General features: G+C 70.9%; 15 protein-coding genes. 3 read left to right on the top strand and 12 right to left on the bottom strand.

Features of this window, described 5'->3' with window-relative positions:
- Nucleotides 1-17: 17 nt before the first annotated feature.
- The 7 genes from BN2660_RS10635 to BN2660_RS10605 all read right to left on the bottom strand — a co-directional run bounded on the left by BN2660_RS10635 (nt 18) and on the right by BN2660_RS10605 (nt 6,004).
- Entirely contained in the window at nt 18-1,310 is a 1,293-nt protein-coding gene (locus tag BN2660_RS10635; protein ID WP_091231431.1) for a S8 family peptidase, read from the bottom strand.
- On the bottom strand, nt 1,307-1,849 hold the full coding sequence (locus BN2660_RS10630; RefSeq protein WP_091231429.1) for a DUF501 domain-containing protein: 543 nt from the start codon (nt 1,847-1,849) through the stop codon (nt 1,307-1,309). Before BN2660_RS10630 ends, BN2660_RS10635 begins: the two co-directional genes overlap by 4 nt.
- Nucleotides 1,850-1,907: 58 nt before the next feature.
- Nucleotides 1,908-2,462: an FtsB family cell division protein gene (locus BN2660_RS10625; protein ID WP_255305116.1), complete on the bottom strand. Its 555-nt coding sequence runs from the start codon at nt 2,460-2,462 to the stop codon at nt 1,908-1,910.
- Nucleotides 2,463-2,514: 52 nt separating this feature from the next.
- Nucleotides 2,515-3,795, bottom strand: coding sequence for a phosphopyruvate hydratase (gene eno / locus BN2660_RS10620; protein ID WP_091231427.1), 1,281 nt, complete (start codon nt 3,793-3,795; stop codon nt 2,515-2,517).
- A gap of 99 nt (nt 3,796-3,894) precedes the next feature.
- On the bottom strand, nt 3,895-4,554 hold the full coding sequence (locus tag BN2660_RS10615; RefSeq protein WP_091231425.1) for an O-methyltransferase: 660 nt from the start codon (nt 4,552-4,554) through the stop codon (nt 3,895-3,897).
- Between the two features lie 32 nt (nt 4,555-4,586).
- Complete coding sequence (locus tag BN2660_RS10610; protein ID WP_091231423.1) at nt 4,587-5,612, bottom strand: SdpI family protein; 1,026 nt, start codon at nt 5,610-5,612, stop codon at nt 4,587-4,589.
- Nucleotides 5,609-6,004: a GntR family transcriptional regulator gene (locus BN2660_RS10605; protein ID WP_091231420.1), complete on the bottom strand. Its 396-nt coding sequence runs from the start codon at nt 6,002-6,004 to the stop codon at nt 5,609-5,611. The genes BN2660_RS10610 and BN2660_RS10605 overlap by 4 nt, the downstream gene beginning before the upstream one ends.
- 107 nt (nt 6,005-6,111) lie before the next feature.
- On the opposite strand from BN2660_RS10605, the gene BN2660_RS10600 reads away from it, so the two are divergent.
- Nucleotides 6,112-6,582: a PaaI family thioesterase gene (locus BN2660_RS10600; RefSeq protein WP_091231417.1), complete on the top strand. Its 471-nt coding sequence runs from the start codon at nt 6,112-6,114 to the stop codon at nt 6,580-6,582.
- A gap of 45 nt (nt 6,583-6,627) precedes the next feature.
- Complete coding sequence (locus BN2660_RS10595; protein ID WP_091231414.1) at nt 6,628-7,857, top strand: APC family permease; 1,230 nt, start codon at nt 6,628-6,630, stop codon at nt 7,855-7,857.
- A gap of 16 nt (nt 7,858-7,873) precedes the next feature.
- On the opposite strand, the gene BN2660_RS10590 is transcribed toward BN2660_RS10595, so the two are convergent.
- On the bottom strand, nt 7,874-8,653 hold the full coding sequence (locus BN2660_RS10590) for a helix-turn-helix domain-containing protein (RefSeq protein WP_091231411.1): 780 nt from the start codon (nt 8,651-8,653) through the stop codon (nt 7,874-7,876).
- 87 nt (nt 8,654-8,740) lie between these two features.
- Here BN2660_RS10590 and BN2660_RS10585 point away from each other — a divergent pair, with 87 nt between their 5' ends.
- Nucleotides 8,741-9,265: a VOC family protein gene (locus BN2660_RS10585; protein ID WP_091231408.1), complete on the top strand. Its 525-nt coding sequence runs from the start codon at nt 8,741-8,743 to the stop codon at nt 9,263-9,265.
- On the opposite strand, the gene BN2660_RS10580 is transcribed toward BN2660_RS10585, so the two are convergent.
- The 4 genes from BN2660_RS10580 to BN2660_RS10565 form a co-directional block, all read right to left on the bottom strand.
- Nucleotides 9,234-10,046 (bottom strand): SGNH/GDSL hydrolase family protein, encoded by an 813-nt coding sequence (locus BN2660_RS10580; RefSeq protein ID WP_091231405.1) that lies wholly within the window; start codon nt 10,044-10,046, stop codon nt 9,234-9,236. The genes BN2660_RS10585 and BN2660_RS10580 overlap by 32 nt on opposite strands.
- A 46-nt stretch (nt 10,047-10,092) precedes the next feature.
- Nucleotides 10,093-11,364, bottom strand: coding sequence for a histidine--tRNA ligase (locus tag BN2660_RS10575; protein WP_218054121.1), 1,272 nt, complete (start codon nt 11,362-11,364; stop codon nt 10,093-10,095).
- A gap of 65 nt (nt 11,365-11,429) precedes the next feature.
- Entirely contained in the window at nt 11,430-12,089 is a 660-nt protein-coding gene (locus tag BN2660_RS10570) for a nucleoside triphosphate pyrophosphohydrolase (RefSeq protein ID WP_091233542.1), read from the bottom strand.
- 53 nt (nt 12,090-12,142) lie between these two features.
- Nucleotides 12,143-13,309 (bottom strand): Na+/H+ antiporter NhaA, encoded by a 1,167-nt coding sequence (locus BN2660_RS10565; protein WP_091231398.1) that lies wholly within the window; start codon nt 13,307-13,309, stop codon nt 12,143-12,145.
- Between the last annotated feature and the right edge of the window lie 2 nt (nt 13,310-13,311).

Here is a 13,311-nt window from a genome sequence, read left to right as displayed (position 1 = left end):
AGGACAACTCCTCGGAGTCAGGAATGTGGCGTGCGAGCGCGCGCCGATCGGATGCGCCGGGCAGCAGCGGTGACGCCAAGCGCTACCAGGATACCAGGGACTGTGAGGGCGATGAGCGGCAGGGTACCGTAGCGCACCGTTTCGGCGCTGGGAAGGAGCGGGGAACCGGGTTCGGTCGGCGCGTCGGCGGCCGGAAGCGGCGGCACCTCGACCGGCGCCGCGGTCGGCGCGGGCTGCGGCTCGGTCTCGGCCCTGCGGTAGATCCGCACCCACTCGGCGAGGTCCCCCATGGGATTCGCGTCCACCGTCGGCACATCCGCGGTGACGGCGGCCGCCGCGTCCACGAGACCGAATCCGTAGAGCGGATCGGGTGTCCGGGTCATCCCGTCGACGGGGATGGCGGTCTTGATGATGCGGTTGATCACGTTCGCGGCGTCCATGTCCGGGTGCGCCGAGCGGACCAGGGCTGCGATCCCGGCGACGATGGGCGCCGCGCCGCTCGTGCCGCGCCACTGCGCGACCTTGCCGTCGGCGGACACGCCCAGGAGTCCTTCACTGGGGGCGGCGATGCCGATCGTGATGCCCTGCGTCGAGGCCTCGATGCTGGCCGTTCCCGTCTGGTCCACTCCCCCGACCGTGAGCACACCGGGGATCGTCGCCGGCGCCCCGATGATGTTCGTGCCGCTTCCCCTGTTCCCCGCGGCGACCACGACGACGACGTCGTGCTCGAACGCGTACAGGAACGCGTCGTCCCAGCTCTTGTCCCAGTCCAGGGTGTTCGTCGTGAACGAGAGGTTGATGATGTCGGCGCCGTTGTCGACGGCCCAGCGCATGCCCTTCGCCACCTGCTCCGTGAACGGCACGGCGGCGGCGGCGCCGAAGCCGACCGAGATCGACAGCAGATCCGCCTCGGGGGCGACCCCGATCATGCCCGTGCCGTCGGGGGCACCTCGACCGGCCGCGAGCGACGCGACCCACGATCCGTGGTCGCCGTCGATGGCCCCGAGCGGGGTGCGTCCGTCGGCGGACCCGGTACCCGACACGTCGGTGCCGCCGGTGACCGCCCCGTCGAACACGCCGGGCACCTTGGCGATGCCGGTGTCGATCACCGCGATCGTGACTCCGTCGCCACGGGTCGTCTGCCAGGCGTCGCGGATGCGGGCGCCATCGAGCCAGTACTCGAGCGCGCGCATCGGGTCTGCCGGATCATCCGGCACGGGAGGCGGGGTGGCGGCGGCTCCCAGGAGCAGGACGGATGCCGCGACCGCCGCCATCGCGACGGCGCTGCGCAGCCTCCGGCGCGGCGTCATGTCGTCGTTGCCTCACCGTCGCGCAGCGCCGCGCCAGGGGCCTCGCACCGGCAGACCTCCGGTGACCATGACGACCGTGCGAGGGCCTCGTCGCCGATGGGGTTCACTCCCGCGCCTGCGGCCAGAGCGTGGCCCGCGAGCGCGTGCAGGCACTTGACGCGAGTCGGCATGCCGCCGGCGGAGATGCCGTCGATCTCGGGAACATCTCCGAACTGCGCGCGGTCGGCCAGATACGCCTCGTGCGCGGCGAGGTAGGCCGCGGCGACATCCGGGTCATCGGCCAGTCGCGCCGCGAGCTCCGGCATGACCTGGGTGGCCTCGAGGGTCGACATGGCCGCGGTCGCAGCCGGATGCGTCAAGTAGTAGAAGGTGGGGAACGGCGTGCCGTCGGCCAGCCTCGGCGATGTCGCGACGACGGTCGGATTGCCGCACACGCACCGGGCGGCGATGCCGACGACCCCGCGGGCCGGCCTGCCCAACTGTGCCGACACCACGGCGAGCTCGGCGGTCGTGGGGGCGGGGAAAGGCGGCGTGGTCACTCCCCCAGCGTAGGGGAGCATGCCGAGAGGATGCTTCGAGGGGCGCCTCGGCGGAGGGTCACGGTGCGACCGCGGCCGTGTCGCTGAGGCCTGCGGACGTGAGCGTGCGCAGCAGCTGCGGCATCCAGTCCGACGGCGTCTCCTCGAGAGTGTCGCTCACCGGGCCCTGCTGCTGCGGAAGCGCCGCCGGATCGAGGTCGTTGTCGATGAGGTAGACCACCTCGCCCGGCTTGACGTAGTAGAGGCGCTCTCGCGCCTGCGTCGTGATGTACGCCGGGTCGTCCCAGCGCTCGCGCTCCTTCTCGAGGGCGGTGATCTCGTCCTCCGACACCTGGATCGACTGCTCCAGCGCGGCGATCTTCTGCCGCTGGTCGATGAAGGTCCCGAGCGTGGGCACCAGCACCCAGGCGCCGAGCACGACGAGCGAGAGCATGATCACGGAGAACGCGGACAGGCGGATCCCCGAGGCCCATTCCCGCACGTCCACGCGGCGGTCGCCTGTCGCCTGAGCCGTGCTGCGGCGGGAACCCGCCGGGCGTCGCGTGCCGGGTGCCGTGGGCGCGGTGCTCGAGCTGCCCGCAGACGCCGAAGGAGGAGCCGGTCGTCGTGCCACGGCTCCTCCTTCGTGCCGTTCAGCGAACGGCGTGTGTCTGTCTCAGCTGCACTCAGCCCTGGTAACGGGGGAAGGCCGAACGCCCGGCGAATTCCGCCGCGTCGCCCAGCTCCTCTTCGATGCGCAGAAGCTGATTGTACTTCGCGACGCGCTCGCTGCGAGCAGGCGCACCCGCCTTGATCTGACCCGCGTTCGTGGCGACGACGAGGTCGGCGATCGTGGTGTCCTCGGTCTCACCCGAGCGGTGCGACAGCATGGCGGTGTAGCCGGAGCGCTGCGCGAGGCTGACCGCGTCGAACGTCTCGGTGAGCGTTCCGATCTGGTTCACCTTCACGAGCAGCGAGTTCGCGACGCCGCGCTTGATGCCGTCGGCCAGACGGCTGGGGTTGGTGACGAACAGGTCGTCGCCGACGAGCTGGACCTTCGAGCCGAGAGCATCCGTGAGGAGCTTCCAGTTGTCCCAGTCGTCCTCGGCCAGCGCATCCTCGATCGTCACGATCGGGAAGTCGGCGACCAGACCCTGGTAGTACTCGATCAGCTCCGGGCCGCTCCAGTCCTTGTTGTCGAGGCGGTACACGCCGTCCGTGAAGAACTCGGTGGCTGCGACGTCGAGGCCGAGCGCGATGTCGGTGCCGGGCGTGAAGCCGGCCTTCTCGATCGCCTTCACGAGGAAGTCGAGGCCCTCGCGGTTGCTGGGCAGGTCGGGGGCGAATCCGCCCTCGTCGCCGAGACCCGTCGCGTAGCCGGCCGCCTTCAGCTCGCTGCGCAGCACGTGGTAGGTCTCGACGCCCCAGCGGAGTGCCTCGGAGTAGGTCTCGGCGCCGATCGGCGCGAGGAAGAACTCCTGCATGTCGATGCCGTTGTCGGCGTGCTCGCCGCCGTTGATGACGTTGAAGAGCGGGACGGGCAGCACGTGCGCGTTGGGACCGCCCAGGTAGCGGAACAGGGGAAGGTCGGCAGAGTCCGCGGCGGCCTTCGCGACCGCGAGGCTCACGCCGAGGATGGCGTTCGCGCCCGTGCGCTTCTTGTTCTCGGTGCCGTCGGTGTCGATGAGGATCTCGTCGACGATGCGCTGCTCGCTCGCCTCGACGCCCTCGAGCGCCGGGCCGAGCTCGTCGATGATGGCATCGACGGCCTTCAGCACGCCCTTCCCGCCGTAGCGGCTCTTGTCGCCGTCGCGCAGTTCATACGCCTCGAACGCGCCGGTGGACGCGCCGGAGGGGACGGCGGCCCGCTGGACGACGCCGTCGTCGAGGAGCACCTCCACCTCGACGGTCGGGTTCCCGCGCGAGTCCAGAATCTCGCGTGCGCCTACAGCCTCGATCAGTGCCACTGATGTGCTCCTTGTTCAGGGGAAAGGTGTGTGGAGCGTCGTCGATCCGCGCCCAGTCTAGCCCGCTGCCGACGCTGCGCCGGGGCCGCCGCGGCCTCGTCACACGACGAGGGCGAGCGCGATCCCGTCCCAGCCCTTGATGCCGACGGTCTGCAGCGCCGTGGCGTCGAAGCGGGGATCCTCCGCGAGCATCCGGAGCCCCTCCTGCGTGCCGATCACCTTCGGGTCCGTCGAGTCGTCGCGGACGATCTCCCCGTCGCGTCCGATGTTGTCGAGCACGACGACGGTGCCCGGATGCCCGAGCTTCGCCGCCCAGTCGAGGTAGATCGTGTTGGACTCCTTGTCGGCGTCGATGAAGACGAGGTCGAATCCGCCCACGAGCGTGGGGAGCACGTCGGCGCCCCTCCCGACGCGGATGTCGACGCGATCGCCCACACCGGCGGCGTCGATGCTCGTTCGGGCGACGGCCGCGTTGTCCGCCTCGGCCTCGATCGTGACCACGCGCCCCTCCGGGCCCACCGCTCGCGCCAGCCAGATCGTCGAGTACCCGCCGAGCGTGCCGATCTCGAGCACGCGGCGCGCACCGCTGATGCGCGCGACGAGTCCGAGGAGCTTGCCCGCGAGGGGCGCCACCTCGATCTCGGGCATGTCGGCCGCACGCTGAGCCTCCAGCACCTTCTCGAGATCCGGATCGTGGCCGACGAGGAGGTCGGCGAGGTAGGTGTCTGCGTCGGCCCAGGCGGCGGGAGTGGGTTCCATGACGTCAGCCAACCCGGAGCGGGTCGCGAGCGTCAAGAGGCGTGCCGTCGTCGGTCCACATACGCCTGCAGGAGAGCGGCCGCCTCTTCCGCTCCGTCGACGGTGACGATGAACGCGCCGCGACCGCGCCGCGCGATCTCGATCGCCGGGCCGCGGCGCGTCACGATCCCGGATCGCCCGTCGACGGAGACCCGCCACCCCCAGCCGCCGAACTCCCCGAACGGAGACACGTCGACCGCGCGGGCGTGCTCGATCTCGTCGAGCGGGATGACCATGCGCGGTCGTCCGATGAGCGCGCGGGCGGTGAAGCCCTCGGGCGTCACGCCGATGCGGTACGACGCCGTGGCGGCGAGTGCGACCGCGACGACGACGGTCACGACGACGACCACCCAGCCGCCGGCGATCCCGGTGCTCAGCATGAGGGCGGCGAGCGCGATCAGCCCGGCGAGGACGATCGCGAGAAGGATGAGCGCTCCTCGCGGCATGGTGGCCGTCGCGAGCCAGACCACGCGCTCGCCCGCGGCGACCCGGACCGCGTGCCGCGGCGGGAGCGACCGTCCCGGTGCCGTGCGCACGCGGGGCTGCACTGCCCAGGCGAGAACGCCCACGCCGAGAAGCGCCGCAAAGGAGAGCCCCATCACCCCGCCGATGCCCGGGATGCCGGAGCCCGGGTCCGCATCGCGCTGGATGAGCAGGGAACCGAGGCTCAGGGCGAGTGCGAACGCCGACATGCCGGCGGCGAGAGCGCCGAGCAGACGCGCGGCACCTCCCCACTGCGCACCGACCGACACGAGAGTGGTGATCGCCAAGAGCAGTGGGATACCGAGCCCCACGGCGACGAGCAGCCAGAGATACGTGGACGCAGGGCCGAAGCCGTCGGCTCCCCCGATGCCCCAGTGCGTCGCGACGGGGTCGGTGAAGGACGGGAGCCAGCCGATGAGCACGATGATGCCGATCGTCGTCACCATCACGGGGACCAGCACCGCGACCAGCAGGAACAGCAGTCGGGCACGCCGCACCTCCGGCGGCGGGGCGGTGTCGGTGCGGAGCGTGTTCATGGCTGTGCCTCCTCGGGATCCTGCGGGCTGTGGGGGGAAGATTCGCGGATGTGAGAGCCGATGATTCCGGCGAGCGTCTCCGCCGACACACCGAGCGTCGCGGCGCGGTGCACGAGACGGTCGATCTCGTGCGCGAGATCGACGAGCGGAGCGGCCGCGGCGGAGATCACGGCCCCTCGTCCGCGACGCAGCTCGATCAGCCCCTCGTCGCGCAGGCGCTGATAGGCGTGCAGAACCGTGTGCTGGTTGATCTGCAGCGCGGCGGCGACGTCGCGTGCGGCCGGCAGCCGGTCGCCGGGAGACAGCGCGCCGGTGAGCAGGTCTGCCCGGACGGACGCTGCGACCTGGTCGTACAACGGTCGAGAGCTCTCGGGATCCACTCGGATCAGCATCCGTACGCCTCCTTCTCGGTTCGCTAGTAATTCTAGCTGAACTATAACAACTGTGACAACCTCCAGACGTTTCGCAGAGCAGCTCTGCGGTGATCCACACTGTCCGCATGCGCATCACCCCTCGCCGGCTCGCCATCGGCATGAGCCTGTGGTTCCCCAACCTCTTCAGCGGCATCCGCATCCGACGTTTCAGCGACGACTGGACACACGCCACGGTCGAGCTGCACGTCAATGCGATCACCCGCAACTACGTGAAGACCGCGTTCGGCGGCTCGATGTCCGCGATGACGGACCCGTACTTCTTCATGCTGGTGATGCATCAGCTCGGCCGCGACTACGTCGTATGGGACACCCGCGGGGAGATCGAGTTCCTGAAGCCCGGGCGGGGAGTGCTCACGGCGGAGTTCGAGGTGAGCCGCGAGAGGGCCGCGGAGATCCGGGAGCGCGCGCACGGCGGCGCGAAGGTGCTCGAGTGGTTCGAGACCGAGATCACCGACCGCGCGGGCGATGTCGTCGCGCGGGTCCGGCGCGAGGTGTACATCCGCGAGAAGAAGCGCGTCACCTCGTCGCGCGGCTGAAGGATGCGACACCCGACGTTCACGATCCCATGACACGATGACGGGATGCCCCTCGCCCGACGCCTGAGACTCGTCGATGCCGTCACGATCGGGCTCGGCTCCATGATCGGCGCCGGGGTCTTCGCGGTGTGGGGTCCGGCGATCGGCGTCGCGGGCAGCGGCATCCTCATCGCCCTGGCGATCGCCGCCGTCGTCGCCTACTGCAATGCGACCGCGTCGGCGCAGCTCGCGGCAGCGCATCCGGTCGCCGGCGGCACGTACGCGTACGCCCGCGCCGAGATCGGCCCCTGGTGGGGGTTCGTCGCCGGATGGAGCTTCGTGATCGGCAAGATCGCCAGCTGCGCCGCGATGGCGATGACCTTCGCGGCCTACGCCGCCCCGGAGGGCTGGCAGGCACCGGTCGCCGCACTCGCGGTGAGCGCGCTCGCCGTCGTGAACTGCTTCGGGGTCACCCGCACGGCACTGGTGACGCGCATCCTCGTCGTCTGCTCGCTCCTCGGTCTCGCGACCGTCGTGGCGATCGGCCTCGGCTCGGCATCCGCCCTCTCTCCCCCTCCCCTGCCGGTCGCGAACGCCTACGGGGTGCTGCAGGGTGCCGGCCTGCTGTTCTTCGCCTTCGCCGGCTACGCCCGCATAGCGACCATGGGCGAGGAGGTCGTGGACCCCGCGAAGACCATCCCACGGGCGATCGTCCTCGCGCTCGGCGGAGCCGTCGTGGTCTACGCCTGCGTCGCGATCACCGTCATGACGACCCTCGGGGCCGATGCCGTGGAGAGCGGCGCTCCGCTCGCCGACGTGCTCTCGGCGTCGGGATGGCCTGTGCTCACGCCGATCGTGCGGATCGCCGCCGCTGCCGCGTCGCTCGGCGCGCTGCTGGCGCTCCTCACGGGCATCGGCCGCACGACCCTCGCGATGTCGCGCGAACAGGACCTCCCCCCGTTCCTCGCAGCGGTCGACGAACGCTGGCAGGTGCCACGGCGGGCGGAGATCGCCATCGCCCTCGTCGTGATCGCCATCGTCCTGTTCGCCGATCTGCGCGACGCCATCGGCTTCTCCTCCTTCGGCGTTCTGCTGTACTACCTCATCGCGAATGCGGCGGCCTTCCGTCAGGAGGGACCATCGCGGCGCTACCCGCGGGCCCTCCAGGTGGTCGGCGCCCTCGGCTGTCTCGTGCTGGTGAACACCCTGCCCGTGCTGGCGTCACTGATCGGGACTCTCGTGGTGCTCCTGGGCGTCGGCTATCGGATGCTCCGGCTGCGCCTCGCGGCGCGCTGACCGCACCGCCTGATCGTCACTCCGCGGCGTCCAGGCGATACGCGCGCGGGGTCAGGCCGAGGATGCTTCGGAAGTCGCGGGTCAGGTGCGCGTGATCGGCGTATCCCGATTCGGCTGCGAGCTGCGCGAGGTCGATCGTCGGATCGCTCCGCAGCCGCTCCGCCGCCTCCTGCAGCCGGCGTCGCCGGATCATGGCGGCCGGCGGCACCCCGACGTGGCGGTGCGCCAGGCGCTGCAGCGTCCGCGTCGAGACGGCCAGGCGCCGCGCAGCCTCCTCCACAGTGTCGGCGGCGTCGTCGCCCATCAGCACGTCGACGAGCGTGTTCGCCTGCCTCGCCGCGTCGCCGATCGCTCCGACGCGGAGCGCGAGCCACTCGGAGAACACCGCCACCGCCTGTTCGCGGTAGGCGCCGCGCCCGGACATCGCGTCTCCCACCGCGGTCGCCAGCTCCGGCGCGTCGATCTGCTCCTCTCCGTCGACCAGCGCCGAGGGGGCGGACGAGAGCACGGCGACGGCGGCGGGCCGCAGCATCGCGCCGACGGCCCAGCCCTCTCCGACCAGGTCTCGATGCGACGCCGTCGTCGTCGGCCCGGAGAGCGTGACCGTCGCTCCCTCCACCACGAGGTTGACGGCCGGATAGCCGACGACGGCCTGACGGGACGAGCGGCCGGGCTCGATGCGCCACTCGGGGATCCAGAACCACACCACGAGCTCGGTCGCCTCGGGCGCGGGCGGCAGCCTGTGGAAGTCCGGCAGCCTGGCCGGGTAGAGCACTCCTCGGGAGCGGCTGATCATAGCACCAGCGTAGACAGGGCGGCCGACATCGCGGGGCTGTCGCGGATCTTCAAGCGGCGCCTGCCACGGCAGAACTACCGTGGCGGCATGACCGACGAGAACAGCACCGGCGCGACCGGCGAGCACACCACGGACGGCCGCCCGCACACGGCGACCTCCCTCACTCCCTTCCTGGCGATCCCCGGCGCACGTGACGCCATCGACTTCTATCGAGACGTCTTCGGCGCCCGGGTGGTCGACGTGACGGAATTCGGCGGCGCCGTGGCTCACGCCGACCTCGACTTCGGGCTCGGCAGGCTGCAGCTGGGCGAGCCGAGCCCCGAGTACCGCCTGGTGCCACCGCCGTCGGGCGACGACGACTGCTATTCGATGGGCCTCTATGTCGCGAACGTCGATGAAGTCGTCCGGCGGGCGGTCGAGGCGGGCGCGACAGTACGCGAAGCGCCGTCCGACTTCGTCTCGGGCGACAGGTTCGCCAGCATCCGCGATCCGTTCGGCGTGCGCTGGTCGGTGATGACCCGTATCGAGGACATCTCCGACGAGGAGAGCGCACGTCGAGTCGCCGAGTGGGCGGCGTCCTTCAGCTCCGCACCCTCGGACGACGCGCACTGAGCGCCGCGTCCGCAGCAGAACAGGCCTGGGGCAGCAGGGCCTCGGCGGTCCGCCGGTAGCCGAGAGGGCTCGGATGGAACCGATCGAGGCTGAACATGGCCTCAGGGTCGTCGAAGAACATCGGGCCGACCGCGCGGCGGAGATCGACGGGCCGCGCGCCCTCGCTCCGCGCGGTCTCGGCCTGCGCCTCGGCCAGCCGGCGCGACATGCTCGAGATGAGCCGTCGCAACGGCTGCGGCACGGGGCGGAGCGCTCCGAGGTCGGGACAGGTGCCCACCACCACCTCCGTGCCGCGGCTCCGCAGGCGCAGGATCGTCTCGCGGAGGTGTGCCGTCGAGACCGCGATCGGGATGCGGTGCGTGACGTCGTTGCCGCCGACGACGATCACGGCGACGTGGGGCGCATAGTCCTCCGGCAGCTGATCGAGCTGCACCGCGAGATCCGGCGACTCGGAGCCCACGACCGCCCCCGTGCGCAGATGCACCGGCCTGTGCATCCGCCGCGCCATGCCCTTCGCCAGGCGTCCGCCGAGCGTCTCCTTGCGGCGCTCCGCTCCCAGCCCCGCCGCCAGCGAATCTCCGAGCATGAGCAGATCGACCGGTGCACCCTCGAGCGAGCGGCGCCAGATCCGATCCGCGTCGATCGACTGCTCGCCGAGGGGTTTGCCGATGCGACGACGCGCGACGGCGGCCTGGTGCGCGAGGACGGACCGGATGCCGACGACGGTCGCCGCCGCGACGGCTCCGAGCGCTGCGAAGGCGACGAGGTGCTGCCGGCTCATACGTCGATTCGACCCGACCGCCGTGAACGCCGAGTGAACGCGGGTGTCAGGACAGCGGCTTGAGGTCCAGATCCACGGTTCCGGCGGCCACGGTCGCGAACGACGAGTAGCCGTCCGCCGCCGAGCGCTCCAGCAGCGCCTTCAGATTCTTCGTGCGGCGCTCGAGCCGGACTCGTGCCCCCGACGCCACGAGCGCGGCCTTGTGCGCGACGAGCTCTGCGACCGGGACATCGGCGTCGTGCACGAGGACGACCGCCTGCTCGGCGGCATCCGCTCCCGTCGTCACGAGGTCGACGAGACGCTCGAAGCCGAGCGAGAACCCGACCGCCGGAACCTGCTGCCCGAGGAAGCGGCCGATCATCCCGTCGTACCGGCCGCCACCGCCGAGCGAGTAGGTGACGGACGGATGCGCCAGCTCGAAGATCGTGCCGGTGTAGTAGCCCATGCCGCGCACGAGGAAGGGGTCGAAGACGAGCGGGATGTCGGCGGCACCGCGTCCGGCGGCCACAGCCTCGCCGATGCCGACGAGGTGGCCCACGATGTCGTCGGGCGCATCGTCCGGCAGCGCCTTGCGGATCTGGCGCTCCCCGAAGGGGTTGTACTCCCTGGTCTGCGGACGGCGGAGGAACTCCTCGAACGCGTCCACCGCCGACGTCGAGCCGAGCCCGTCCGCCTGTCGCAGTGCACGTTCTCGCAGCTCGGCGGCGACACCGTCGGGTCCGATCTTGTCGAGCTTGTCGATGGTGATCAGCACGCCGGGGCGCTCCTCGGCCGTGAATCCGAAGCTGTCGAGCATCCAGTCGAGCGCCCGTCGATCGTTGATGCGGATGCTCGCGCCGTCGAGCCCGAGCGCATCGACGGCGTCCAGCGACGCGACCATGAGCTCGGCCTCGGCTCGCGACGAGTCGTCGCCGATGATGTCGATGTCGCACTGCACGAACTGGCGGTAGCGACCCTTCTGCGGGCGCTCCGCGCGCCAGACCGGACCGATCTGGATGGCGCGGAACACCCCGGGCAGCTGTGCGCGATTGCTGGCGTAGTACCGGGCGAGCGGCACGGTGAGGTCGTAGCGCAGACCGAGGTCGGCGAGTGCCGCCTGGTCGCCTGCCGCCTCGCGGATCGCGTCGGCATCGAGGCCGCGGCGCAGCACGTTGTATGCGAGTTTCTCGTTGTCGCCGCCGATTCCCGCGTGCAGCCGCGAGTACTCCTCGAGGGCCGGCGTCTCGATCTCGTCGAAGCCGTGCGACCGGTATCGGTCGCGGATGACGGAGAGGACACGTTCGCGCCGCGCCTTGTCGGCGGGGAGGATGTCGCGCATGCCGCGCGGCGGGTTCACAGTAGCCACCCCACCATCTTTCCAGGTCGGAGGCGTGGGCCGTGCCGTCAGTCGTCGCCCTCCGCGTCGCGGACCTGCTCCTCGAGCACCCGCAGCCGCTCCCGGAGCGCACGCTCGGCGTCCCAGCCGTTCCGGCGGGCCGTGACCACGAGGGCGAGCAGCGCGTCGCCGAGCTCACCCTCGGACGATACCGAGGCCGACACCGGCGCCGAGGATGCCTCCACCCTCACGCCCGCCCCGACGGCACGACCGACCAGCTTCTGCGAGAGGGCGAGCGCCGGCATCCCTCGGGGGATCCCGTCGAGCACACTGCGGCGGGTGCGCTTCTCGGCGGCCTTCGCGGCGTTCCAGTGCACGAGCACCTCGTCCGGCGTCGTCGCCACCTCGTCCCCGAACACGTGCGGGTGACGACGGACCATCTTCTCGGACAGCGTCGCGGCCACGTCGTCGATGTCGAACGGATCGTCGGGATCCTGTGCGGCGATCGCCGCATGGAACAGCACCTGCCATAGGAGATCGCCCAGCTCCTCGCGCAGGTCGTCGCGGGTGCCGCTCTCGACGGCGTCGATGACCTCGTGCGACTCCTCGATCAGGTACGGCACGAGGTCGCGATGCGTGATCTGCTGCGACCACACGCAGCGCTCCCGCACCACGCGCATGACCTCTGCCGCCTCGCGGAGCGGACCGTGGTCGGACTGGGCGCTCATCGCTCCCTCTTCGTCAGTGCGATCCGGCTCCGGGCCATCCTGCTCCGGGATCGTCACGACGTCGCCTGCGCCACGCGCCGATACCACCGGGCGCGCAGCGAGACGATCACGCCGGAGAGCGCGAGCGCGATGAGCGAACCGACCAGGACGCCCAGGATCGCCTGATCACGGATGCCGGGCTGGGTCTCGAAGGCGAGGTTGGCGAGCAGCAGCGACACCGTGAATCCGATTCCGCCGAGAGCACCCGCCGCGAGCACGTCGGCGAAGGGCAGCGCCGGCGCAGACCCGCGCGGTCGGATGCGCATCGCGAGCCAGCCGAACACCCCGATACCGATGATCTTGCCGACGGGGAGGGCGACGGCGATGCCCCAGAAAGCGGGCGAGAGCTCGCCGGGCGAGAGCGCGGGGATCACGACGAATGCGGCGACGAACGCGAACACGGGAAGGATCACGCCGTTCACGGCGGGTTCCAGAAGGTGCCGGGTGCGCGCGGCGGGAACCGGCGACATGACGAGGCCCAGCATCACTCCGGCGATCGTGGCATGGATGCCGGATGCCGCGACGAGCCCCCAGGCGACGACGCCGACGACCACCATCGCGGCGGCGATCGCCGTGTGCCCCGTCGCGTGCAGCGCCCGACTGAGGAGCCAGAACGCGACGACCGCGACGACCCCCAGTCCGAGAAGCAGCCACTGCACGTCGTGCGCGAACAGGACCGCGATGAAGATGATGCCGATGATGTCGTCGAGGATCGCGAGTGCGAGAAGGAACACGCGCACCGTCGACGGGAGCCCTCGCCCGAACATGGCCAGGACTCCGAGGGCGAAGGCGATGTCCGTCGCGGTGGGGATCGGCCAGCCGGTCGCCGTCGCCTCGCCGCCGGCGATCAGGAGATAGACCGCGATCGGCACGAGGACTCCGCCCGTTGCCGCGATCGCCGGCTGCACGGCCTTGCGCGGCGAGTCGAGCTCGCCGTGGGTCAGCTCGTGCCGCAGCTCGATGGCGACGACGAGGAAGAAGACGGCGAGCAGCCCGTCCGAGACCCAGTGCGCCACCGAGAGGTCGAGGCCGGTGCCCGGCACCGCGATGTGGAAGTCCAGCACCGCGGCGAGCGCGTCATGGGTCGGCAGATTCGCCAGGAGGAGGCCGAGTCCCGCTGCGAGGAGCAGCAGAACAGCCGGGAACTGCTGGCCGCGAAGGGGGTTCGTCGAGATGCGCATCA

This window comes from Microbacterium sp. 3J1, from assembly GCF_001049495.1.
Taxonomy (GTDB): Bacteria; Actinomycetota; Actinomycetes; order Actinomycetales; family Microbacteriaceae; genus Microbacterium.
This window is presented reverse-complemented; position numbering and strand designations above follow the sequence as displayed.

Excerpts from the sequence above, each read along its gene's own strand:
- BN2660_RS10635 (WP_091231431.1), bottom strand. The coding sequence starts at position 1,310 with ATGACGCCGCGCCGGAGGCTGCGCAGCGCCGTCGCGATGGCGGCGGTC.
- BN2660_RS10615 (WP_091231425.1), bottom strand. The coding sequence starts at position 4,554 with ATGGAACCCACTCCCGCCGCCTGGGCCGACGCAGACACCTACCTCGCC.
- BN2660_RS10610 (WP_091231423.1), bottom strand. The coding sequence starts at position 5,612 with ATGAACACGCTCCGCACCGACACCGCCCCGCCGCCGGAGGTGCGGCGT.
- BN2660_RS10605 (WP_091231420.1), bottom strand. The coding sequence starts at position 6,004 with ATGCTGATCCGAGTGGATCCCGAGAGCTCTCGACCGTTGTACGACCAG.
- BN2660_RS10600 (WP_091231417.1), top strand. The coding sequence starts at position 6,112 with ATGCGCATCACCCCTCGCCGGCTCGCCATCGGCATGAGCCTGTGGTTC.
- BN2660_RS10595 (WP_091231414.1), top strand. The coding sequence starts at position 6,628 with ATGCCCCTCGCCCGACGCCTGAGACTCGTCGATGCCGTCACGATCGGG.
- BN2660_RS10590 (WP_091231411.1), bottom strand. The coding sequence starts at position 8,653 with ATGATCAGCCGCTCCCGAGGAGTGCTCTACCCGGCCAGGCTGCCGGAC.
- BN2660_RS10585 (WP_091231408.1), top strand. The coding sequence starts at position 8,741 with ATGACCGACGAGAACAGCACCGGCGCGACCGGCGAGCACACCACGGAC.
- BN2660_RS10580 (WP_091231405.1), bottom strand. The coding sequence starts at position 10,046 with ATGAGCCGGCAGCACCTCGTCGCCTTCGCAGCGCTCGGAGCCGTCGCG.
- BN2660_RS10575 (WP_218054121.1), bottom strand. The coding sequence starts at position 11,364 with ATGCGCGACATCCTCCCCGCCGACAAGGCGCGGCGCGAACGTGTCCTC.
- BN2660_RS10570 (WP_091233542.1), bottom strand. The coding sequence starts at position 12,089 with ATGAGCGCCCAGTCCGACCACGGTCCGCTCCGCGAGGCGGCAGAGGTC.
- BN2660_RS10565 (WP_091231398.1), bottom strand. The coding sequence starts at position 13,309 with ATGCGCATCTCGACGAACCCCCTTCGCGGCCAGCAGTTCCCGGCTGTT.